Source organism: Corynebacterium camporealensis, assembly GCF_000980815.1.
GTDB lineage: Bacteria > Actinomycetota > Actinomycetes > Mycobacteriales > Mycobacteriaceae > Corynebacterium > Corynebacterium camporealense.
Genome location: NZ_CP011311.1, coordinates 766,935 through 789,916, shown reverse-complemented (window position 1 = coordinate 789,916; position 22,982 = coordinate 766,935). Strand labels below are relative to the sequence as shown.

General features: G+C 59.6%; 17 protein-coding genes. 9 read left to right on the top strand and 8 right to left on the bottom strand.

Annotation, left to right across the window (positions count from 1 at the left end; all coding sequences use genetic code 11):
• Nucleotides 1-72: 72 nt before the first annotated feature.
• Nucleotides 73-1,032 (bottom strand): HNH endonuclease signature motif containing protein, encoded by a 960-nt coding sequence (locus tag UL81_RS03705; RefSeq protein WP_035107127.1) that lies wholly within the window; start codon nucleotides 1,030-1,032, stop codon nucleotides 73-75.
• A 241-nt stretch (nucleotides 1,033-1,273) separates the two neighbouring features.
• Between UL81_RS03705 and UL81_RS03700 the strand changes: the two genes are divergently transcribed.
• Nucleotides 1,274-2,044 (top strand): hypothetical protein, encoded by a 771-nt coding sequence (locus UL81_RS03700; protein ID WP_035107126.1) that lies wholly within the window; start codon nucleotides 1,274-1,276, stop codon nucleotides 2,042-2,044.
• Between the two features lie 46 nt (nucleotides 2,045-2,090).
• A complete protein-coding gene (locus UL81_RS03695; protein WP_035107125.1) occupies nucleotides 2,091-2,792 on the top strand; it encodes a TetR/AcrR family transcriptional regulator in 702 nt (233 codons plus the stop codon).
• Nucleotide 2,793: 1 nt separating this feature from the next.
• On the opposite strand, the gene purH is transcribed toward UL81_RS03695, so the two are convergent.
• The 3 genes from purH to UL81_RS03680 are packed head-to-tail and all read right to left on the bottom strand — an operon-like array spanning nucleotide 2,794 to nucleotide 6,436.
• Nucleotides 2,794-4,332: a bifunctional phosphoribosylaminoimidazolecarboxamide formyltransferase/IMP cyclohydrolase gene (gene purH / locus UL81_RS03690; RefSeq protein ID WP_035107123.1), complete on the bottom strand. Its 1,539-nt coding sequence runs from the start codon at nucleotides 4,330-4,332 to the stop codon at nucleotides 2,794-2,796.
• A 27-nt stretch (nucleotides 4,333-4,359) separates the two neighbouring features.
• Nucleotides 4,360-4,944, bottom strand: a complete 585-nt coding sequence (purN, locus tag UL81_RS03685; RefSeq protein WP_035107121.1) for a phosphoribosylglycinamide formyltransferase — start codon at nucleotides 4,942-4,944, stop codon at nucleotides 4,360-4,362.
• Nucleotides 4,945-4,954: 10 nt separating this feature from the next.
• On the bottom strand, nucleotides 4,955-6,436 hold the full coding sequence (locus UL81_RS03680) for a cell division protein PerM (protein ID WP_144407162.1): 1,482 nt from the start codon (nucleotides 6,434-6,436) through the stop codon (nucleotides 4,955-4,957).
• A 346-nt stretch (nucleotides 6,437-6,782) separates the two neighbouring features.
• Between UL81_RS03680 and UL81_RS03675 the strand changes: the two genes are divergently transcribed.
• Together UL81_RS03675 and UL81_RS03670 are read left to right on the top strand one after the other, a co-directional pair.
• Nucleotides 6,783-7,526: a M23 family metallopeptidase gene (locus tag UL81_RS03675; RefSeq protein WP_035107118.1), complete on the top strand. Its 744-nt coding sequence runs from the start codon at nucleotides 6,783-6,785 to the stop codon at nucleotides 7,524-7,526.
• A 495-nt stretch (nucleotides 7,527-8,021) separates the two neighbouring features.
• Entirely contained in the window at nucleotides 8,022-8,774 is a 753-nt protein-coding gene (locus UL81_RS03670) for a M23 family metallopeptidase (RefSeq protein WP_046453272.1), read from the top strand.
• Here UL81_RS03670 and pcrA read toward each other — a convergent pair.
• A complete protein-coding gene (gene pcrA / locus UL81_RS03665; protein ID WP_035107114.1) occupies nucleotides 8,771-11,167 on the bottom strand; it encodes a DNA helicase PcrA in 2,397 nt (798 codons plus the stop codon). The genes UL81_RS03670 and pcrA overlap by 4 nt on opposite strands.
• Nucleotides 11,168-11,283: 116 nt before the next feature.
• Between pcrA and UL81_RS03660 the strand changes: the two genes are divergently transcribed.
• The 4 genes from UL81_RS03660 (at nucleotide 11,284) to UL81_RS03645 (ending at nucleotide 15,355) form a co-directional block, all read left to right on the top strand.
• Nucleotides 11,284-11,607, top strand: coding sequence for a chorismate mutase (locus UL81_RS03660; RefSeq protein WP_035107112.1), 324 nt, complete (start codon nucleotides 11,284-11,286; stop codon nucleotides 11,605-11,607).
• A 49-nt stretch (nucleotides 11,608-11,656) separates the two neighbouring features.
• Nucleotides 11,657-13,003, top strand: coding sequence for a Na+/H+ antiporter family protein (locus tag UL81_RS03655; RefSeq protein WP_035107110.1), 1,347 nt, complete (start codon nucleotides 11,657-11,659; stop codon nucleotides 13,001-13,003).
• A gap of 68 nt (nucleotides 13,004-13,071) precedes the next feature.
• On the top strand, nucleotides 13,072-14,709 hold the full coding sequence (pgi, locus tag UL81_RS03650; protein ID WP_035107109.1) for a glucose-6-phosphate isomerase: 1,638 nt from the start codon (nucleotides 13,072-13,074) through the stop codon (nucleotides 14,707-14,709).
• Nucleotides 14,710-14,731: 22 nt separating this feature from the next.
• Complete coding sequence (locus UL81_RS03645; protein WP_035107107.1) at nucleotides 14,732-15,355, top strand: DedA family protein; 624 nt, start codon at nucleotides 14,732-14,734, stop codon at nucleotides 15,353-15,355.
• On the opposite strand, the gene UL81_RS03640 is transcribed toward UL81_RS03645, so the two are convergent.
• From UL81_RS03640 to UL81_RS03630, 3 genes are read right to left on the bottom strand one after another with little or no spacing between them, the layout of a single operon-like run.
• Nucleotides 15,315-16,157, bottom strand: a complete 843-nt coding sequence (locus UL81_RS03640) for a DNA-formamidopyrimidine glycosylase family protein (RefSeq protein WP_035107106.1) — start codon at nucleotides 16,155-16,157, stop codon at nucleotides 15,315-15,317. The genes UL81_RS03645 and UL81_RS03640 overlap by 41 nt on opposite strands.
• The gene (locus tag UL81_RS03635) at nucleotides 16,158-17,408 is read right to left on the bottom strand and encodes an alpha-hydroxy acid oxidase (RefSeq protein WP_046453271.1); all 1,251 of its coding nucleotides are present in this window, start codon (nucleotides 17,406-17,408) and stop codon (nucleotides 16,158-16,160) included.
• A 37-nt stretch (nucleotides 17,409-17,445) separates the two neighbouring features.
• Nucleotides 17,446-22,173, bottom strand: a complete 4,728-nt coding sequence (locus tag UL81_RS03630; RefSeq protein ID WP_035107105.1) for an ATP-dependent helicase — start codon at nucleotides 22,171-22,173, stop codon at nucleotides 17,446-17,448.
• Between the two features lie 34 nt (nucleotides 22,174-22,207).
• Between UL81_RS03630 and UL81_RS03625 the strand changes: the two genes are divergently transcribed.
• Nucleotides 22,208-22,966, top strand: coding sequence for a 3'(2'),5'-bisphosphate nucleotidase CysQ (locus UL81_RS03625; protein ID WP_035107103.1), 759 nt, complete (start codon nucleotides 22,208-22,210; stop codon nucleotides 22,964-22,966).
• Nucleotides 22,967-22,982 lie beyond the last annotated feature (16 nt).

Sequence of the window (22,982 nt, the reverse complement as noted above, 5' to 3'; positions counted from 1 at the left end):
GCGGGCATGTTTTAGACACACCACAGCACCCGAACGAGTCGGGGTAGGTATTGCATGTGGGGTCGGCTTACATCAATAGGCCCAGGGTGGGACCCATTCGACTTTGCCTCTGATTCTTAGCAGTTTGCCGTTTCTTCGTTCGTTTCCATCATCGTTTCTTCCGTTGTGATGGTCACACGCTGTGGTCAGATTCGATGGGTTGGTCTCGCCGCCGTATTTCCAGGCCACTATGTGGTGAACTTGGCATTCATCGGCACCTTTGAGGCAATGTATCCACGGACAGACCGGGTTTTCCGCCTTAGCCATGGTTCTTTGTTTGAAACTTGCCGTTCTTTGAGTGCGATACAAGTTGACCGGGCCCTCGACGGGGTGAATCAAGGTGGCGTAACCGTGGTCGGTGAACATCTGCTGCACGAGCTGAGCACCGGTGATCTTGGCGCCATTGGTCATCTGGAGGACAATGTCATCGCCTTGGCCGTCCACAATCTTGTCTAGCTCATCCAAGTTGATGACCACATGGGTGGTCACACCAGTTCCTTGCACTTTCCCGCTGCGGAGGAATTCTCTCACGGACTCGATGGTGGGGAACATATCGCGAAGCTGGGCAATCAGCTCAGAGTCGCCAGTGAGGCGGTAGGTCCACTTGTCCGTCTTGGAACGCGTCAAAGCGGTTCCGTCCTCAGGGGGCTTCGGTGGGTCCATGAATTCCTTGGCCACCTGCCCAATCTTGCTAGCTGGTACGTCAGCACACGCGATGCGGAACTTGTAGCGATCCACGTGCTTCTTTATCCGGCTGGCTTTCTTCTCCATCTCCAGCAAGGTGGAGAGGTCATGCGGGGTATTGCGGGACTTGGCCTGGAGCTGGGTGTAGGGGGTTTCGCCGAAGTAAATATCGGACAGCGTGAGCAGCTCGCGGGAGAACTTCCGCGGGAACCCCAGATTCTGTAGATGCGCATTAGTCAGCGCCGCGACCTCGGAGAGAGTCTCCATAGGCGCGGTATACGCTTCGGCTAGTGCATCTAATTTGTTCATGCCTCTAACGCTATGACGAGATTGTCAAGACCCGCTAGAGAAAATTTTTAGCCTGTGGATAACTGCCAAATCTCGCGAAAAATTGGCCGATCTTGGTGACGTGTCAACGAAAGGGTTGTGGATAACTCCCGGAATTCGAGGATTTTGGCAGGGTTCTCGTGCGGTTGTGGATAGCTTCGGTGATGGTATGTATTTGATACTCTTAAACGGTTAATCACGAACCCAGGGAGAAGGAAGCTAAGTGGCTCTTCACCAATCTTTGCTTGACCTCACAGAACTGGCGCCGCGGTGCCAGTCGGCGGAGATGGCGCGCGGACTGCTGGAAGAATCCCAGCAGCTGCTGCGCAACGCGCTGATGCACAATGCCGACGAAACAGAGTTGGCGGCGTGGTTCTCACGGCTGATTACCGATATCGTGCGGTCGCCGGGTGTGGCATCGCAGGCACGCCTGACTGGTGCGGTCGCGCGGGGTGATGGTATCCCGTCGCTGGCGATTGAGTGGATCGGTGAAGATACAGAGCTGGAGATGCTGTTGGCGTCGGCAGGTTTGGAGGCGCATCCGGTAGAAGAGGACATCGCTACGCGTGCGGATGCCGGCTTGCCCCTGGGTCAAGGCGGTGAGGATGCCTTGTTGGAGGAAGCGCTCAAGCAGCGCCCGCCGAGCTTGCAGCTACATGACGGCCTGCCGGACCGCAACGCGGAGGTCAGCATCAAGGACATGCTGCTCTCCCCTGTCATTGCGATTGCCCGCTGGGCAGCGCCGGCACCGCGTCCGACGGCAGACCGACTGGCCATTGGAGTGGAGCGCGAACTGCTGTCTAAGGCAGAAGCAGATGCGTTGACACTGTGCTGGGAAACTGGCTTGGCGTTGGAGCTGCGCAAGTGGCACAGCGGCGTCGGAGACCACCCGAGCACGCTGAGTGATTTGCCGCCGCTGGATCGCACGGCGTATGGCTCGGCGTGCCGTACCGTGTCAGAAACCTTTGCCGCAATTACGCAGCGCCAAAAGTAGTATTGTAGAAACGAATTTTTAAATTTTCAGAGGAGGTCACCGCCAGATGGCTGGAACGGTAGGTAGGCCGCGTAAGAATAGTCCGCGTCGTCGCGGTAGCACCGCTCGCGAGGAAATCCTCGACGCATCGGCGGAGCTGTTTACTACGCAAGGTTTTGCCACAACGTCGACGCACCAGATCGCGGATGCTGTGGGCATTCGCCAGGCGTCGTTGTATTACCATTTTCCGTCCAAGACGGAGATCTTCTTAACGCTGCTCAATGCAACGATTGAGCCTTCGCTGGAGCTGGCGGAAGAGCTCGCAGAAACTGAAGCAGATCCGGGCTTGCGCTTGTGGGCGCTGGTGGCTGCGGAGTCGCGTTTGCTGCTGACGAGTGGTTGGAACGTCGGCAGGCTGTATCAGCTGCCGGTGGCGAATTCGCCGGAGTTTTCTGATTATCACGTCTCGCGTGAGAAGTTGCAGGCGCACTTCCGTGAGACGGCAGCAGCACTCGTGGGCGAGGATGACCCGCGCATCGAGCTGCCCTTCCACATTGCACTCTCGGTCATCGAGATGCGTCCTAATGACGGCACTCCCCCATTCGATGCCTCCCAGCGCGTGCCGGAGACTGCCGCAATGCTTGCCGATGCCGCCCTGGCCGTCCTGGGCATCTCCGCCCCCGCCAATGCGGAGGAGGAGACCCTCGAGCTACTCAAGCATCGCAACGACTCCATCGCGGCCGCAACCGCGACGAAGAAGAAGAAATAACTTAGTGCGCGAAGTGGCGGGTACCGGTCAGGTACATCGTCACACCGGCTTCGTTGGCTGCGGCGATGACTTCCTCGTCGCGGATGGAGCCGCCGGGCTGGACGACGGCTTTGACGCCGGCATCGATAAGCGTTTGCAGGCCATCAGCAAACGGGAAAAAGGCGTCCGACGCCGCGAAGGAACCGCGGGCGCGCTCGGCGCCGTCCTCGGCTAGGGAATTAGCGCGCTCGACTGCCAGGCGGGCAGAATCCACGCGGTTGACCTGGCCCATGCCCACGCCAACAGCGGCATTGTCCTTGGTGAGGATAATGGCGTTGGATTTGACCGAACGCACGGAGCGCCAGGCGAATTCGAGTTCGGCGAGGTCGGCATCGGAAAGCTGCTCGCCTGCAGCCAGGGTCCAGTTTTCTGGCTTGTCGCCTTCTGCCTGGTAGGTGTCCGGCTCCTGGGTGAGCACGCCGCCGGAGATGAACTTCTGCTCGCTCTGCGGGGCTTCGTGCTCGGCGCGCAAGACGCGCAGGTTCTTCTTGGCCTTGAGTACCTCGACCGCGCCTTCTTCGTAGGACGGGGCGACGATGACTTCGGTGAAGATTTCTTTGACCTGCTCGGCCATCTCGACGGTCACTTCGCGGTTCACGGCGATAACGCCACCGAATGCGGAAACCGGGTCGCAGGCATGAGCGGCCTTATGCGCTGCGGCGATGGACTCATCGGACACGGCGATGCCACAGGGGTTGGCGTGCTTGATGATCGCGACACACGGGCGCTCGTGGTCCCAGGCTGCGCGCCAGGCGGCGTCGGCATCCTGGTAGTTGTTATACGACATTTCCTTGCCGTTGAGCTGTTCTGCGTTGGCCAGGCCGGTAGTACCCAGGCGGGTGACGGTGGCGGACTGATGCGAGTTCTCGCCGTAGCGCAGTGCGGAGGTCGCAGAATCTTCGCCGCCGAGCTGATCGACGAACCACTGGGAGACAGCGGCATCGTAGTCAGCGGTGTGCAGGAAGGCATCGCGAGCTAGTTCGCGACGCTGCTGCAGGGTAAAGCCACCCTCTGCGGCAGCCTTGGCGACGTCGTCGTAGCGCTGCGGGTCGACCACGATGGCCACGGAAGGATGATTCTTGGCGGCCGCGCGCACCATGGACGGGCCTCCGATATCGATCTGCTCGACGCAACCATCGAAGTCGGCACCAGATGCCACGGTCTCGCGGAAGGGGTACAGGTTCACCACGACCAGCTGGAAAGGCTCGACCTCCAGGTCTTGCAGCTGGTTGAGGTGGTCTTCTTTGCGGGTATCGGCAAGAATGCCAGCGTGCACGCGTGGGTGCAGGGTCTTGACGCGGCCTTCCAGGCACTCCGGGAAACCGGTGAGCTTTTCTACTGGGGTGACGTTGATGCCCAGGTCCGCGATCTTGGCGGCGGTGGAACCGGTCGAGACAATCTCAACACCTGCGGAGTCGAGAGCACGGGCCAGATCTTCGAGCCCGGTCTTGTCATAAACGCTAATCAGAGCGCGCTTGATTTGCTTGCGATCATCGCTCATGGAGAATTATTGCCTTCCGTATTAAAGCTAAATTTCTACAGTGGTGCCGCTGCGCTTGGTGGCGCGCAGTACCTGGACGATTAGTTCGCGTTCGACGACTTTGATGCGCTCGTGCAGGGTGGCTTCGGTGTCATCGTCAAGCACTGCAACAGGCTGTTGGGCGATGATGCGGCCGGTATCCACCCCGGCGTCAACGAAGTGAACGGTAGAACCTGTGACCTTGACCCCGTATGCAAGGGCATCGCGCACGCCGTGGGCACCTTTGAAGGAGGGCAGCAACGCCGGATGGGTGTTGATGGTGCGGCCTTCGAAGCGAGCCAGGAAATCCTCGCCCAAAATCTTCATAAAGCCTGCAGAAACGACAACGTCTGGTTGGCCGCTATCCACGGCGTCAACCAGACGCTTATTCCATTCCGAACGATCCTCACCAAGAGCAACGACTTCCGTGTCGATGCCTGCTGCCTGTGCCTTGTCAATACCCGGACAGTCGACGTCCGCTACTACCTTGGTGACCTGGTAGCTCGAATCCTGTCCTTCCAGAATCGCCTGCAACAGCGATCCCGTACCAGATACCAGCACCACGACACGCAATGAAGAATTAGTTGAAGTCACGCACTAGAGCCTAGTCCGAATCCTGGTCTTTCTGGGAATCTTCGGAAAATTCCTTTAAGTACTCGCTATAAGGCACAGCGGTACCGAGTTCCTCCTCGTCTTCCTCGACAACTTCAGCGTCGACGATGTCATCTTCCGCCGGTTCCTCGGTGTCGTCCTGTTCCTCAGTTTCTTGAGCTTCTGCCGGCTCCTCGACTTCTTCCCGTTCCGAATCGTCTCCCCGATCCGCGCCTTCCTCCCGTACATCGCTGCGCGATGCACGCCAGGTTTGGATGGCAAAGGCTGCGGCGAAGGCAAGCGCGATGGCACCGAACCAGAGGGCGGCCAGACCTGCGGCGAGCCAGACGTGCAGGCCAATGTAGTCGTAGAAGCCGAGCACGCCGCCTGCGAGGTAGGCGCCAATCAGCGCCAGGACGGCAGTGGCGACGATGGCAGCACCGACGTGGGTAAAGCCTGGGCGACGCTTCCAGGAGACGACGGCTGCAGCAATAGCTGCTATCAGCATCAGCGCGATTGTCCAGTCACGGGTCTCAGCGGGGATGAGGCCAAAGAGTGGGACTGGCGGCAGCGGGATGAGGTGGGTGTCGAAGAGGCTGACCGAGGCGTCGGAGATTTGCAGTTCGGAGCCGACGAGGACGCCGGCGGCATCGATAAGTGCGTTAGGCAGGTAGAGAAGGCTGATAACAATCAGTGCGGTCAAACCCCAGCCGTCGAGGTTCGGGTAGGCGGACAGCAGCTCGCCCTGGCGGGACCAACCGACGACCAGCAGCACCAACAGGAGGATGCCGGCGCCTGCTGCCAAGGTGAGGAGGAAGTGGGTGGCGGTGCGGACGGCATCGACAAGCACGGGCGTGACGTTATAGCGACGAGCCAGTGCCTTCCACAGGCGCGGGCCCATGCCGATGGCCAGGGCAAGCAAGTGCAGCACAAGCATGCGTGGCAGCGTGGCCAGGAAGGATGGCGGGGCAACGTCGTAGACCTTGCCGGCGTCCCAAATCATCAGCCACGCAATGCCGGTGAGCACCAGCGGGATGCCAAGTGTGCAGGCTAGAAGCACGAGAAGATCATTAATGGAGACCTTGTGCGCGAGTGCTTTGCGGATGCGGAAGGCGATGACCCAACCCAGCAGGAGTGCGGGGACGAGTGGGACTAAGGAGATGTCGATGCCGCCGGCAGAAACCGGCGCGAGATTGAACACCATCCAGCTTTCGGCGACCACGGCGGGTAGCCAGCCCAGTGGGGCGCTGGTGAGCAAAAGCGCGGCTAAGGCAACGGCGACGATGCTTAAGACAAACACCAGGTGCGGGATGCCCACCAGCCACAGCATGCGACGCAACCTGCTGTTGCCGGGGCCTTTACTGCGACGGGCCTCGGCACTGGCCTCCACGCGAGAGGCCACGCGAGCTGCGGACTTGCTTTGCGGACCCCGCCCGCGCGCAGAGCTGCGCGCGCGGACCGAGGGCCGCGACTGAGGGCTGGTGTTTTTGTTCATCGCGTCTACTTTGCCACGCCTTGAGCTTGGAAATCGGTCGGCGCGGCGCGGGTACCTAATAAAGGAAGGAAATGAGCAAGAAGGTACAGTTGTGAAACGGGTAAATAACTGCGGTTTTGCTCCCCGTTTCGGGGGTAGCCTGTTATGTTCTCGACCATTAGCCCGATGAACTGTGGTTTTGGGCACTCGTAACGATTTTTTGAGCATTTAGCTTGCTCGCGCTTTTTTAAAGGGCTACTGTTACATCTCGTTGGTAACAGAAAGGTCACGATCGTGTAACCGGCCGTGATAGCGAGTAACACAGCAATCCGGTTGAGGATCCTGACAACGAGGGAAGTAACTTTTTATGCTCACTAAGACTCAGCGTAGCGCGGGGCGCCATCGCAAAGCTGCAGCACCTTCGCAGACCGCAAAGGGCCGCATCGCTCTGGTGACCGTTGCCGCAGGCGCCGTTTCTTCTGCAGGTGTCGGTGGCGCCGCTGCCGCTAATCTGCAGGCTCCGGGCGAAGAAGCCCAGTCCGTCGACGTCGAGCTGGCCAATAACTCTGACGCCATCGCCGAAGAAGCAACTCTGGAGGCTGCTGCCCCGCAGATCCTCGCCGTTGCTGAGAACAAGCCGACCATCGACCTGACCGCTCAGCTCGATAAGGCCATCCAGGCTTCTGAGGCTCGCGCCGCTGCCGACAAGGCCGCTCGCGCTCCTTCCGTGGTTCGCCCGGCTGAGGGTGCATTCACCTCTGGCTTCGGTCCGCGTTGGGGCTCTTTCCACGCTGGCATCGACATTGCTAACTCCAACGGCACCCCGATCCTGTCCGTTCTGGACGGCACCGTTATCGATTCCGGTCCGGCTTCCGGCTACGGCAACTGGATCCGCATTAAGCACGAAGATGGCTCCGTTGCTGTCTACGGCCACATGGAGTCCCTCGACGTTGCAGTCGGCGACCACGTGACCGCTGGCCAGAAGATCGCTGGCATGGGCAACCTCGGTTTCTCCACCGGTACCCACCTGCACTTCGAAATCCACCCAGACGGCGAGAACGCCGTTGACCCAATCGGTTGGTTCGCAGAGCGCGGCATCACCATCTCTTAATATAAAATTTCATCGCAGTGCAGCCCCTAGGGCTGCTTTTCTGCGTTTTGGGCACCCGACCCTACATTCCGTCCCACAGGCCGCACAGCGGCTGTGTAGGGCGGATTTTTTCGATCTGGCAGGAGGCGCTGCGGCACGAGAGCCAACAAATGGCAGGAACCGCTGGCAGTCCTGGAGGTCGCCGAGGCCGGTGTCGGATGTCGGCGAGGTCGGCTGCGGCGGGTGAGGCGACGAACGTACACCCCCGCCGTACACCCCCAGTGGCTAAAGCTTAACTTTACAATTGCCACTCTAGTAACATTCGTAACACGCGTAACATGCAGGGATGTTCGAATGAATTCGAACAAAAACTGCGATTACCTGCACTTTCAGGTGTTGCGCAGGGGCCAGCCGCTCGATAGCTTTAATGCGTTGCCACGTTGCGGCTTATAAGCAGATTCTGCTGGACCGTGATTACTTTTGCAGCGCACATCGTCATGAAAAGGATCGGAAAGTATGAAGCGCATTCACCGCGCCTATAGGGCGGCTGTAGTCAGCACCGTAGCTTGCGCCATTGCTACCACCACGGCCGTTGCCTCGGCTGCTACCCCAGCTGCCAGTGTTGATGTCTCCGACAATTCTTCAGAACCGACTGTCACCACCCACGACAGCGGCAGCCTCGTGGATGCTGCACTGGGTCTTTTGCAGTCCACCGCCAGCGTTCTCAACGGCGAGGCTGTCCCGGAATTCAACCGAGATGGCGGCAGCCTGAATATCGTGCTCGACCCGCAGTCCGTACCAGGTCTGGCTGAGGCTTTCGCCCCGGAGGGCGACCACTCGGGTCTGAGCCCGAAGAAGGGCCAGGACGCTAACGGCAATACCGTGGTCTTCCCGACCTCGGGTCGCCTGACTTCTGGCTACGGTGCTCGTTGGGGCACTCAGCACAACGGTATCGACATTGCGAACCCGATTGGCACCCCAATTTACTCCGTCATGGACGGCACCGTGATTAGCTCCGGCCCGGCACAGGGCTACGGCAACTGGATTCGCGTGCGCCACGATGACGGCTCTGTGGCCATCTACGGCCACATGCAGGCGCAGTCGCTGTTCGTCAGCGTTGGTGAGCGCGTGACGGCAGGTCAGCAGATTGCCTCCATCGGCAGCGAGGGCCGCTCGACGGGCCCGCACCTGCACTTCGAAATTCACCCCGACGGTGTCACCCCAACGAACCCGATTAACTGGTTCGCCGAGCGCGGTATCACCGTTTAGAGCTTTTCCATCGGCAGCCCGCCGATGAGCATAAGCCGCACCTTTCCGGAGGTGCCAAAGTCCACCGTGACGGTTGCGCGGGGACCGGAGCCAGCGGCATCGATCACCGTGCCAAGCCCGTACTTGGCATGGTTGACCCGGTCCCCCACCACCAGGTTCAGCTGCTTGTTGTTGGATGTTGAAGATGAGCGCTGCGAAGGGGAAGACGTAGCGCGAGAAGGCTTCTTCGACCGCCAGCTGGACCGACCATATTGATAATCGTCGTTGGAATCCCAGGCCGACAGGCTGCTTTGGGGCTCTTCACGGCGCCAGTCGATGAGATCTTCTGGGATCTCGGCGAGGAAGCGACTGGCCGGATTCGTGAGCGGATTGCCCCAGGAGGAGCGCAAAATCGCGCGCGAGATATACAAACGACGCTGGGCACGCGTAATGCCCACATACGCCAGACGGCGTTCCTCACTCAGCTCCTTTGGGTCGCCCAAAGAGCGCATGTGCGGGAACTGGCCGTCTTCCCAACCGGTCAAAAAGACTACTGGGAATTCCAGGCCCTTCGCGGTGTGCAGGGTCAACAAGGTCACCACACCAGTTTCGTTGTCCGGCAGCTGGTCGGCATCAGCGACCAAGGAGACCTTCTCCAGAAACGCCTGCAGCGAGCCCGGTACGGCCTGGCCCTCGTCGAGCTCGATGGCATCGGAGCCATCCATCGCCAGTTGATTGGCAGCTTCAGAGGAAAACTCGCGGGCCACGGAAACCAACTCGTTGAGGTTGTCCAGTCGGGCGCCGTCTTGGGGGTCGTTGGAGTTTTCTAGCTCGGCGCGGTAGCCGGTGGCATCCAAAAGAGCGTTGAGCAGCTCACCGAGGTCCGGCTGACCGGTAACCTCGTTGCGCAGCTCGGGCAGCTGGGCGCGCACGCCGTCCATCATGTCATTGAACTTGGTCACCGCATTGACAGCGCGGGTGCCGAGTCCTGCGACTTTACCGGCGGCGGCATCGATAAGCGCTTTGCCAAAGCTAATCCCATAGTTTTCTGCGTGCAGGGCAATCTGGCTTTGTGCCTTGTCGCCGATGGCGCGCTTGGGCACGTTGATGATGCGACGCAGGCTCACCGTGTCATCCGGGTTGTCGATAATGCGCAGGTAGGCCACCATGTCGCGGATTTCGCGGCGCTCATAAAAGCGCGTGCCACCAACGACCTTGTACGGAATACCGGAGCGAACAAAGATGTCCTCCAGCGCACGGGAGGCGTTGTTGGTGCGATACATAATCGCCATATCTGAATAGGACACGCCTTGGTCAGCTAAAGAGTCGATCTCCGAAGCAATGAAGCGGGCCTCATCGTGCTCGTTATCGGCAACGTAGCCGACAATCTTCTCCCCTGACCCGTGCGCGGTCCACAGGTTCTTCTCCCGGCGGTTTTCGTTCTGCGCGATGACTGCGTTGGCCGCTTCCAAAATGTTCTGAGTGGAGCGATAGTTCTGCTCCAGCAAGATGGTGCGGGCTTGCGGGTAGTCTTTTTCGAATTCCTGGATGTTGCGAATCGTCGCACCGCGGAAGGCGTAGATGGACTGATCAGAATCGCCCACCACGCAGAGCTCGGGCCCCTGCTCGCCGCTGCCAACCAGCTCAGCAACCAGGCGGTACTGGGCGTGGTTGGTGTCCTGGTACTCATCGATAAGCACGTGCTTGAAACGGCGACGGTAGAAGTCCACGACCTGCGGGTGCTGAGCAAAAATACGCACGACCTCACCGATGAGATCGTCGAAGTCCACGGCATTGGCCGCGCGCAGGCGGCGCTGGTACTCGGCAAAGACCTGGCCGACGGTGGTATCGAAAGGATTCTTGGTCCGTGCGGCATCGTCAAGCACATGCTCCGGGCCCTGCAACTCATTTTTGTAGTTGGAAATCTGGTTAGCCAGCACGCGCGCGGAGAACTTCTTGAGATCCAACTGCATGTCCTTGGCAATCATGGTCAGCAGACGGCGCGCGTCATCGCTGTCATAAATGGTGAAGTTGGTATTCAACCCCGGCACCAGCTGGGCGTTCTGGCGCAGGATACGCACACAAATGGAGTGGAACGTTGCCACCCACATGCGCTCAGCAACCGGACCGACCAGCTGGCCGACGCGCTCTTTCATCTCCGCTGCGGCCTTGTTGGTAAAGGTAATGGCCAAAATCTCCCACGGAGCCACCCCGCGCTGGCGCATCAAAAAGGCAATGCGACGGGTGAGCACGGCAGTCTTGCCGGAGCCGGCACCTGCCACGATGAGTAGCGGGCTACCAGAATGCACCACCGCGTCATACTGCTGCGGATTTAAACCTTCGAGTAACGGATCGGAGGCACCACGGGTATCGGAGGGACGAGAAGCTGGGCTAAAGGGAGATTCATTATTCATAGTGCCTCCAACCTACTAGCCCACCCGGACACACGACGCATGAGCGTCTGAGCGGGGCTTTCGCAGACACTCAAGAAAGTTGGCAGTACACGCACCAAGTGGCACAATATGTCTTTATGAGCACCGCAGATGACCACAACGTGGTGGATAATGGCTTAGATATCCGCATGCCTTCTGGCACTGATGATCCGCTAACGGATGCTGAAATCCAGAAGTATCGTGAGGAAATCAATCGCCTGGACCGCGTGATTTTGGATGCGGTGAAACGTCGTACGGAAATCTCCCAGACGATCGGTAAAACCCGCATGCACTCGGGCGGCACCCGCCTGGTGCACACCCGCGAGATTGCCATCTTGAATGAATTCCGCGACGAATTAGGCGAGGAAGGCCCCACCATTGCCTCGGCTTTGCTGCGCATGGGCCGCGGCCGCCTGGGCTAACTTTTAGGCATTTACCAGCGAATGGATACTATGCACTAAAGTTTCCGGCATGAATGCTGTGCTGATTGCCGTCATCGTCATGCTCGCCTTGGCTTTGGCGCGCGTGCATGTTGTCGTTGCGTTGTTCCTCGGCGCTTTGGTGGGCGGCCTGTTATCTGGCATGGGTTTGGATGCCACCTTGCTGGCGTTCCAGGACGGCCTGGGCGGTGGCGCGAAAATTGCGCTGAGCTACGCCCTGCTGGGTGCCTTTGCTATGGGCGTGGCCTCGACTGGCCTGCCGCAGATCCTGGCGAACTCTCTGATTTCTCGCTTAGGCGGTACGGAAGCCAGCCCGAAAGCAACTGCGGTAACCAAGTGGTCCCTGGTCGCTGGCCTGATTGCCATGGCAGTGATGAGCCAGAACCTCATCCCAGTCCACATTGCGTTTATCCCGCTGCTGGTTCCACCACTGCTGACGGTGATGAACAAGCTGCGCTTGGATCGCCGTCTGGTGGCCTCCTGCCTGACCTTCGGTCTGATTACGACCTACATGTTCATCCCGGTCGGCTTCGGTTCTATTTACTTAAACGACATCCTGCTGTTTAACATCGCTGAAGCAGGCCTGAACGTCGACGGCATTTCTGTCATGCAGGTCATGGCCATTCCGGCCGCCGGTATGCTGGCCGGTCTGCTCATCGCGATTTTCATTTCCTACCGCAAGCCACGCGAGTACGCCGATGTTGATGTTGCGGAAGACGCCCCGGAGCAGCCTGCCCCAAGCAAGGCCAAGATGTGGGTTTCTGTCATCGCGATTATCGCCGTGTTCGCCGTGCAGATCATCATGCAGTCCATGGGCTTTGAAGCCGACGGCCTGCTCGTTGCCGCACTGCTTGGCCTGGGCATTCTGCTGGTGTCTGGTGCGGTGAATTGGCGCCAAGCTGACGATGTCTTCTCCTCCGGCATGAAGATGATGGCACTCATTGGCTTCATCATGATCACCGCGCAGGGCTTTGCCTCCGTTATGACCGCTACCGGTGAGGTCGAAACCCTGGTGAATGCCACCGCTGCTGCATTCGGCGACAACCAATTCCTCGCCGCTGGTGCAATGCTGCTGGTCGGCCTCATTGTCACCTTAGGCATCGGTTCTTCCTTCTCTACCCTGCCGATTATCTCAGTCATCTACGTCCCGCTGTGCATGTCGCTGGGCTTTTCCCCTGCGGCCACCGTGGCCATTATCGGTACTGCAGGCGCGCTTGGCGATGCCGGCTCCCCCGCCTCTGACTCCACCCTGGGCCCAACAGCGGGTCTGAACGCCGATGGTCAGCACGACCACATCCGTGACTCGGTCATCCCGACCTTCCTGCACTTTAATATCCCGCTGCTTTTCGCAGGTTGGATTGCTGCTCTCGTGCTGTAGGCCGCAAGCTGGGCTACGGTAGTAGGTGTTAAACACTAGCCCTACAATCCCCGCAGGAAAGGCCCGCCATGGATATCACTAGCCAGCCGCAGTGGAGCGCACTGAGCAAGCTTTACGATGCAAAAAAGAACGTCACTCTGCGAGAGCTTTTCGACGCCGACCCACAGCGCGCCAAGCATTACACAATTGATGCCGCAGGACTGCATGCTGATTTGTCCAAGAACTTCCTCGACGACGACATCCGCACTGCGCTGGTAGACCTGGCGAAGGCAGCCGATGTGGAGGGCCGCCGCGACGCAATGTTCGCCGGTGAGCACATCAACAACACCGAAGACCGCGCCGTATTGCACACCGCATTGCGCCTGCCTGCCGAAAAGGATCTGGAAGTCGACGGCCAGGACATCGCTGCGGATGTCCACGAAGTTCTGGGCAAGATGCGCGATTTCGCCACTGCGCTGCGCTCGGGCAGTTGGTTGGGCCATAGCGGCCACACCATCAAAAAGGTCGTCAACATCGGTATCGGTGGTTCTGACTTGGGCCCTGCCATGGCGGCCCAGGCCCTGCGCCCCTATGAGGTCGCCGGCATTAGCGCGGAGTTCGTCTCCAATGTCGACCCAGCCGATATGGCAGCCACCTTGGATGAGCTGGATCCACACTCCACGCTGTTTATTATCGCCTCGAAGACTTTTACCACCCAGGAAACCCTCACCAATGCCCATGCTGCCCGCGCTTGGCTGCTGGAGCAGTTCGATAGTGCCGAAGAGGCCATCGCAAAGCACTTTGTGGCAGTATCCACCAATGCTGACAAGGTCGCGGAATTCGGCATCGATACTGACAACATGTTCGGCTTCTGGGACTGGGTCGGCGGCCGTTACTCCGTCTCTGCTGCCATCGGCCTGTCGCTGATGTGCACCATCGGCCCGCTGGACTTCATGCGCTTCCTCGACGGCTTCCACACCATGGATGAGCACTTCCGCACCGCGCCACTGGAAGAAAACCTGCCGGTTCTCATGGGCATGCTGGGTATCTGGTACTCCAACTTCTACGGCGCTGAAACCCACGCGGTACTTCCCTATTCTGAGGATCTTGGCCGCTTCCCGGCGTACCTGCAGCAGCTGACGATGGAATCCAACGGCAAGTCCGTGCGCCACGACGGTTCTGCTGTAACTGCCAAGACCGGCGAAATCTACTGGGGCGAGCCGGGCACCAATGGTCAGCACGCTTTCTTCCAGTTGCTGCACCAGGGCACTCGCCTGGTTCCGGCTGATTTCATCGGCTTTGCCCAGCCGCACCAGGATTACCCGACTGCCGATGGCAACGGTTCCATGCATGACCTGCTCATGGGCAACTTCTTTGCCCAGACCAAGATTTTGGCCTTTGGCAAGACCGCCGAAGAAATCGCTGCCGAAGGTGTCGACGAAGCACTTATCCCGCACAAGGTCATGCCAGGCAACCGCCCCACCACCACCCTGCTGGCTGAGCAACTGACCCCACAGGTACTCGGTGCCCTGATTGCTCTCTACGAGCACATCGTGTTTGTCCAGGGCGTTATCTGGGACATCAACTCCTTTGACCAATGGGGCGTCGAGCTGGGCAAGCAGCAGGCCAACGACTTGGCCGATGCGGTTTCTGGCAATCAGCAGCCAAATTCCGGTGACGTTTCTACCGATACCCTGATTAATTGGTATCGCGCTCATCGCGGCTAGGTTTATCGCTTAAACTATCCCAATGCAACAAATCGTCGATTGGGTCGTCGCCGCGATGAACCTTCTCGGGTCGGTAGGCGTCGGTCTAGCAATTTTCCTAGAAAACGCCTTCCCGCCCATCCCCTCGGAGCTCATCCTGCCGCTGGCAGGCTTTGCCGCCTCCCAGGGTGAGCTCAATCTGATCGCTGCCATTATTTGGTCCACGATCGGTTCCCTGGCTGGTGCCTACCTTTTGTACTGGGTGGGCTCTGCCGTGGGCACACAGCGCCTGTGCCGCATTGCGGACTGGATGTGGCTAACCAAGCCCGCTGATGTGCACAAGTCACTGAACTTCTTCCAGAAATACGGCACCGCCTCGGTCTTCTTCGGCCGCTTTGTGCCCGGTATCCGTTCCCTGATTTCCATCCCGGCGGGCATTAGCCACATGCCGCTGTGGAAATTCACCATCTGGACCACCATCGGTTCAGCAATCTGGAACACCGTGCTCATCGTGTTGGGCTTTACCCTCGGTGAGAATTACCACCGAGTTACTGACACCATCGACCAGTACTCCACGATCGCCTACGCGATCATCGGCATCGCTGTCGTCGTTGTACTGTTCTTCCTTATTCGCCGCGCGGTTGGCAATAAGGACACCACCAAATAATCCGCTCCAACTCGCCTTCATCACCACCGGCATCCACGCCACCGAGACTGCCCTGCTGAATCTCAGTGCCACAGCGACGACACCTCCGGCGATTCCGGCCGAAGACGTAGGTCGTCTCCCCGGCGCGCCGCACCCCGGTGGTCACGCGTACGGGCGCATAGCGATTCGCCCACATAATCTTGCGGGCAATATCCAATACCCGCGCCACATCGACTGCTGCAACAGGCGTTGCCGGATGCACACCGGCTAGGAAACAGACTTCCGCCCGGTACTCGTTACCAATACCGGCCACATTGCGCTGGTCTAACAATGCCGCACCAATACTGCGTTGTGGCCGCGATGTCACTCGGGCAATGGCTTCTCCCCTGTCGCCGTCGTCTGCCCACTTGGGATTCAAAATATCCGGGCCTAAATGCGCAATTCGCGACTCATATTCATCAGCCGGGTAAACTTCTACGAAACCTAACTGATGGCCGACTAACTCGATATCGCGTGGATGATCCGCCAACTGCAACACCACACGCGCGGTATGCCCAGGGTGTCGCCACTTATCACCGGCACGATGGATGGCCCACTTGCCCTCCATCTTTAGATGCGTCTGCACAATCGTGCCCGAACCAGCGCCCTCACCTGCAAACTGCATAAACAGGTGCTTGCCATAAGGCCATACCCGCTGACACACCAGCCCTTCCACCGACGCCGTGGCATAGCGCGGCACCCGAAAAGAACAACGCGTTACTTCCCGACCAGTCATAAACTGCAGCTTGCGGGCTAACTGCAGAACTGAATCTCCCTCGGGCATCTACACCTCCTGTCGCTGTTTGTGCTCATCCCACGGAGTAATAACGTGGTGGCGCTGCAGCTGTTTTACAGAATTTAAGCCCAACAGGCGAAGCACTGTCACTAGCTCAGCACGCAGCAGTTCAATAACGCGGTCCACTCCTTCGCGCCCACCAGCCATAAGCCCGTACAGGTACGCGCGACCGATAAGAACAAAATCTGCGCCTAGCGCAAGGGCAATCGCGATGTCGGCACCGCTCATGATGCCGGAGTCGTAAATAACCTCGGCTTCATCACCGATTTCTGCAACGACTTCTTCAAGCTGACGCAGTGGGCTAACCACCCGGTCGAGCTGGCGACCACCATGTGAGGAGACCACAACGCCGTCGGCACCGAGGTCAACAACCCGGCGTGCATCAGCTGGATTCAGAACACCCTTAACGATGAGCTTGCCCGGCCACAGAGAACGAATCCACGCCAAGTCATCGAAATCCAGAGCTGGGTCGAACATGGAATTGACCAATTCACCCAACGTGCCAGTAGTAGAGGTGAGCGAGGCAAAAGTCACCGGGTCGGTGGTCAGAAAGTTAAACCACCACTCCGGACGCCATGCGGCATCGACGACTGTGCCAGGAGTCAAACGTGGCGGGATGCGCATGCCATTGCGGGTATCGCGCAGGCGCTCACCGGCTACTGGGGTATCAACGGTCACCAACAAAGTGTCGTAGCCGTGAGCCTCAGCACGCTTGATGAGCTCTGCGCAGGCAGAGTGGTCTTTCCACAAATACAGCTGGAACCAGCGACGGCCAGATCCAGAAGATTCAGCGACTTCCTCAATAGAACGGGTGCCCATGGTGGATAGCGCGAAAGGAATACCGGCATCAGTGGCCGCGGACGCACCGGCATCTTCGCCTTCGGCATGCATGAAGCGAGTGAAACCAGTCGGAGCGATACCGAAGGGAAGCGCGGAGGATCCGCCACTGATGTCCGTGGTCAGATCAAGTTCAGGACTTCCGCACAACACACTCGGTACGAAGCGACACTGCTGGAACAGGCTGCGGCTCTCAGTAGCAGTTACCTCTTCACGAGCTGCCCCATCGACATAGTCAAACGCAGGTTTCGGAGTACGTCGCTTAGCGATGGCTCTTAAATCCGACACGTCAGCTGCTTTGGACAACCGTGCTGCTCTCCTATCCAGCGATGGTTTATCAAAGACCAACAGGTTCTTCAGCTCAGCTGGGTTAGGCAGGCTACGGGTAAGTCGACGAGGCATAACAATCTTTCCAATCCATTCGGCAATAGTGGAAATGTTAGTAACCAGTGTCGTCTTCCGAGTCGTTTGCCAGAATTTCACTCACGCTGCGGTCGGTGCGGCGACGCCGAGGGGTGGGTGCAGGTGATGCAATGCGCACGCCCTTAGGTGTCATGCCGGCACCGCAGCTGCGCAGTTGTTGGGCGAGATCGGTGGCAAAGATGGATTCGCCATTGGCTTTTTCGATGACCAGTGGGCGCAGGCGACCAGCAGCGACTAATTCTTGGAGTGCTTCGACGACTCCGGTTAGTGCTTGCTGCTTATCGATGCCGCCGGGCAAGTAATCCAGGAAAGTCGTCAGCGTCTTGCCACCGCGAGTGAGGTGCGCGATGGGAAGGCCATCGGTCAGCACGACCAGCGCGCCGGCGGCACGGGTGGGTCCTTTATCCGGCCACGGCAATGCGGCGCCATAGGGATTGGCCGGATCGCAAGCAGCCAGCACGTAGGTACGCGGATCGGTGGTACCGGAAGGCCAGCCTTCGACATCAGGGGAATCAGCCAGTCCGCGCAGCCGGTCGATGACGGCTGGAGTGGAGAACTGCGCTGCGCCGAGTCCGTCGATGACGTAGCCGCGCATAGCTTTGCCCGATTCTTCGAAGCCAGCAAGGACCTTGTAAGCGAGAGCGAATCCACCGAGGACGTCTTCGGCAACGACGCTACCGCGGGTAACGACGCCGTAGCGGTCCAGCCAGGCCTCGCCGTGGGCGATGGAACGCGCGGTGGCTTCGGTTGCTGGTGGAATGGACAGTGCCCAGCGTCCGCCCATATCCGCCGGGGTGCGTTCGGCCTGGACGGATTGGGCAAAAGAGGTGCGGCCCATGCGCAGCCGGGAACGGTTGGGGCGTCGTTTAGCGCGGTGTGCGGACGTGCCCGAGGAAAGTCGATTGCGCACGGGTGCGAAGGAATCCGGTGCGACCCATCCTGCTTCGACGAGTCCCCACAGTGCGTCGCGTAGTTCCTGTGCGGTGCCGGGGACTGCTTGCAGGATGTCGGTGAAGAGGAATCCGCCGCCGCGGCCGAGAACGTCGAGGACGGATTCTTCGAGCATGCTGAGGCCCTCGGGCTCGACTTGGGGCGCAAGTTGGGCAGCATAATCGGCAGGTAGCAGCATCAGCCAGGGGTCGGCTGAGCCTGCTTTGCCGGCACCGACAATGAGAATTTCGCCGTTAGTGCACAGCTCATCCAGCATCGTTGGTGAGTAGTCGCCCACGCGGCTGGGCAGGACAAGCGACTCCCACGCCGAGGCAGGCAAGCGCACTCCGGCCAGTTGTTCCAGCACGCTGAACACACCATCGACGCCACGTAAAGGCGGACGCTTACCGATGGGCGCAACCTGCTGCCAATCCGGCAAGAAACGAGCAAAGGTCGCACCGCTAACTGGTTCGGTGGCAGCACGGGCGGCAGCCAAGGAACGAGAACGAATAATCTTTAAGACTTCCGCTGAGCAGTATTCTTCGCCTTCAATCCCCTGGCGGTAGCGGCCTTCCACAATCTTGTCCAACGAGGCCAGCACAGTGTGGGTGGCAGACACGGACAGGCCGAAGGCATCGGCAAGCTCGCGTACCTGGAAAGGACCATGGGTGCGCGCCCAGCGAGAGACTAACTGTGGCAAGGCATCGTCGATGGTCTCGACCTGGGCAGGAATACCCGGTGGGACAGGGACGCCGAGTCCGTCGCGAAGCAGGGCGGCATCTTCGGCTTGGGCAAGATGCTCGCGGCCATTGATGCGTACCTGCATTACGCGCGGGGCCAAGGCCAAGACCGCGGACTGCGGCACGTTGGTGTGCTCACCGAGCTGCTCGAGTGGAATGGGGCCAAGAATACGCAGCAAGTCCATGACTTCTTCCGGGCTGCGTGCACGGCGGTTTTCGGTGGTGCGCTGAAGTTGGGCTTCGACCTCAGCAATGATGTCCGGGTCAAGTAACTCGCGGAGTTCCACCGTTCCCAGCAACTTCGATAGCAACGCAGGGTCCAAGGCGAGGGCTGCCGCACGCTTTTCAGCCAGCGGCGAATCGCCTTCATACATAAACGCGCCGGTGTAGTTAAACAACAGCGTGGAGGCGAAGGGCGACGGCTGTTCAGTGGCAACCTCCGCGATGCGGATCTGGCGTTGGCCCAGCTGGCGCTGTACTTCTTCGAGTGCGGGAAGATCGTAGACATCCTGCAGGCACTCGCGCACGGTTTCCAAAATGATGGGGAAACTGGGGTATTTACGCGCGACATCGAGAAGCTGTTCGGCCCGCTGACGCTGTTGCCACAACGGGGCCCGCTTGCCGGGGTTGCGGCGCGGCAACAGCAACGCACGGGCGGCACACTCGCGAAAGCGCGATGCAAACAATGCTGAGTTGCCCACCTGTTCAGCAACGATGTCGGCAATCTCATCGGCATCGAAAAGGAACAGCGAGCCGTCGGGTTCGGCTTCGCCTTCCGGCAAGCGCAGCACGATGCCGTCATCGCCAGCAACCGCCTGCGGATCCATGCCGGTGCGCTCAGCCACGCGCGTGCCGACGGCGAGTGCCCAAGCAGCATTCACGCCCCGGCCAAAGGGAGTGTGCAATACGACGCGCCAGTCGCCCAGCTCATCCGTGAAGCGCTCCAACAACAGCGTCTTCTCGTCCGGAATCAGACCCGTAGCTTCGTGTTGTTCACGCAGGTAAGCCTCGATGTTGCGACGCGCGTAGTCGTCGGCATCGGCGATCTCAGTAGAACGCTCAAAGACTTCACGGCGGTACTGGCCCAGCGCTTTGCCCAGTTCAAAGGGGCGGCCTGGTTGGTCGCCATTCCAGAAAGGCAAACGCCCGGTGTGCCCTGGTGCGGGGATAACCTGCACCTGGTCACGAGTGATGTTCTCAATGCGCCAACTCGTCGCACCCAGGGTAAAGACATCACCGACGCGGGACTCGTACACCATCTCCTCGTCGAGCTCGCCGACGCGACGCGGGGAACCATTCTCCCCACTGCCAACGAGGAAGACACCAAACATGCCACGATCCGGAATCGTGCCACCGCTAGTTACGGCCACGCGTTGCGCGCCGGGGCGGGCAGTGAGTTGCCCACTAATGCGGTCATAGACCACGCGCGGTTTAAGTTCCGCAAAGTCCGTCGAAGGGTACACGCCACTGACGAGATCAATAACGGAGTCGAAGACTTCCCGTGCCAGGTCCCGGTAAGGCCAGGCGCGGCGCACGGTGTCGTACCAATCATCGCAATGCAGTCCCTGCTCCCCGGCCGCGGCAACAGCTGCAACGGTTTGTTGGGCAAGCACATCGAGTGGATTGCGCGGGGTATGCATTTCCTCAATGAGACCTGCGCGCATACGCGACAGCGTCAACGCGGACTGCACCAAGTCGGCGCGGTGTTTGGGATAGAACGAGCCTTCAGAAACTTCACCGACGGAGTGCCCGGCGCGGCCCACGCGCTGCAAACCAGCGGCCACGGACGGTGGCGATTCGACCTGGATGACCAGGTCGACGGCACCCATATCGATGCCCAGCTCCAAGGAGCTAGTCGCCACCACTGCTTTGAGGCGACCTTCCTTCAACATGGTTTCGGTCTGGGCGCGCTCATCCTTAGACACCGAGCCGTGGTGGGCGCGGGCAATAATGGATTCGGCTTCGCCTGCAACGTCGGTGTATTTCATCAACTGTGCCGGCGAACGCCTCGTCTCCGGCGACAGTGCCTCCGGATTGTGTTCGCTCGCGTACAACTCATTGAGCCTACTAGTCAGGCGCTCCGCAGTACGCCGGGAGTTGACGAAGATCAACGTGGAGCGGTGCTCCATCACCTCGGCGTAGACATCCTTTTCCACGAAAGGCCAAATGGACTTCGCTGTAGGAAGGGCGGATTCGGTAAGGCCTGGGGCATCGTCAGGCTCGAGTGCTGAATCAGTAATTCCCAAAGGATCATCGACGGTCATCTCGCCGATGGTGGAACCTTGCTCCGGGGTGGGCAGGTCCGCCATATCCTCAACCGGGGAATGCACGGCCAAGTCCCACTTTTTCTCCGCCGGCGGGGCAATGATTTCCACCGGTCGACCGCCACCAAGGAAGTTCGCCACAGCTTCCAAAGGACGCACGGTCGCAGACAGACCGATGCGCTGAAAACTGCCTGCTACCTGAGCCAGACGTTCCAGAGTCAAAGCCAAGTGCACGCCGCGCTTGGTACCGGCCAGGGCGTGAATCTCATCGATAATGACGGTATCCACAGTCGATAGGATCCCTGCTGCCTTAGAGGTCAGCATGAGATACGCCGACTCCGGGGTCGTAATCAGCACATCCGGTGGGCGACGGACCTGCCGGTTGCGTTCCGCGCTTGGGGTATCGCCACTGCGCACACCGACGGTGATATCTGGTTCGTCCAGGCCTAAACGCTGCGCGGTACGGGCAATGCCTTTGAGTGGCGCACGCAAGTTATTTTCCACATCCACGCCGAGTGCTTTCAGCGGGGAGATATACAGCACGCGCACACCTTCGTGGCCGCCGCTGCGGCTTCCTGTCCCCTCGCCCAAGGCGAGGCTGGTTTGCCCGGCGCGCTCGACCAAGTTGTTCAGTGCCCATAGAAAGGCCGCCAGCGTCTTACCGGAACCAGTCGGTGCGACGACGAGTGCGTGGTTGCCTTGGGAAATTGCATCCCAGGCTGCTGCCTGCACCGCGGTGGGGCCGGCGAATACTTCCTGAAACCACTGCCCTACTTGCGGGCGAAATCGGTCGAGGATGTTTTTGGGCATGCCCTACTCTAGCGCGGCAGGTAGTCTTGTCTGCATGACCGTCGACATTAATGATTCCCGTCTGACCAACTCCCTTGCTGAAGGATGCGGTGAAATCCTCAAGGGTGTCCGCAATGGCGGCCTCCTGCGAGGCCTCGCGCTTGGCGATGCCGGGGATCAGGCCGCCCAGGAATGGATCGCCCGCGTGCTCGAACAGCACCGCCCGGACGACGGCATGCTGTCGGAGGAAGCCAGCGACGACTTGTCCCGCCTGGATAAGGAACGCGTCTGGATTGTCGACCCACTCGATGGCACCAAGGAATTTGCTACTGGCCGCCAGGACTGGGCCGTACACATCGCTCTGGTTATCAACGGCGAACCAGTACAGGCTGCCGTCGGCATGCCAGATATGGGCGTGACCTTTAAGTCTTCCGACGTTCGCGCTGTCACCGGTCCGCTGTCGCGCAAGCTGGTCGTTTCCCGTAACCGTCCGCCGAAGGCTGCCAACTACATCGGTGAGAAAATGGATTTTGAGATCCAGGGCATTGGCTCTGCTGGTGCGAAGTCCATGCACGTCCTACTCGGTGACTTTGATGGTTACATCCACGCCGGCGGCCAATACGAGTGGGACCAGGCCGCACCGGTGGGTGTTGCCAAGGCCGCGGGTCTGCACTGCTCCCGCCTGGACGGCTCCCCGATTACCTTCAACCAGAAGGACACTTTCGTGCCTGACCTGCTTATCTGCCGCCCCGAGCTGGCCGATGAAATCTTAGAGCACGCTGCTGCCTACCACGACGAACACGGTAGTTACTAGCAACAGTAGACTAGGC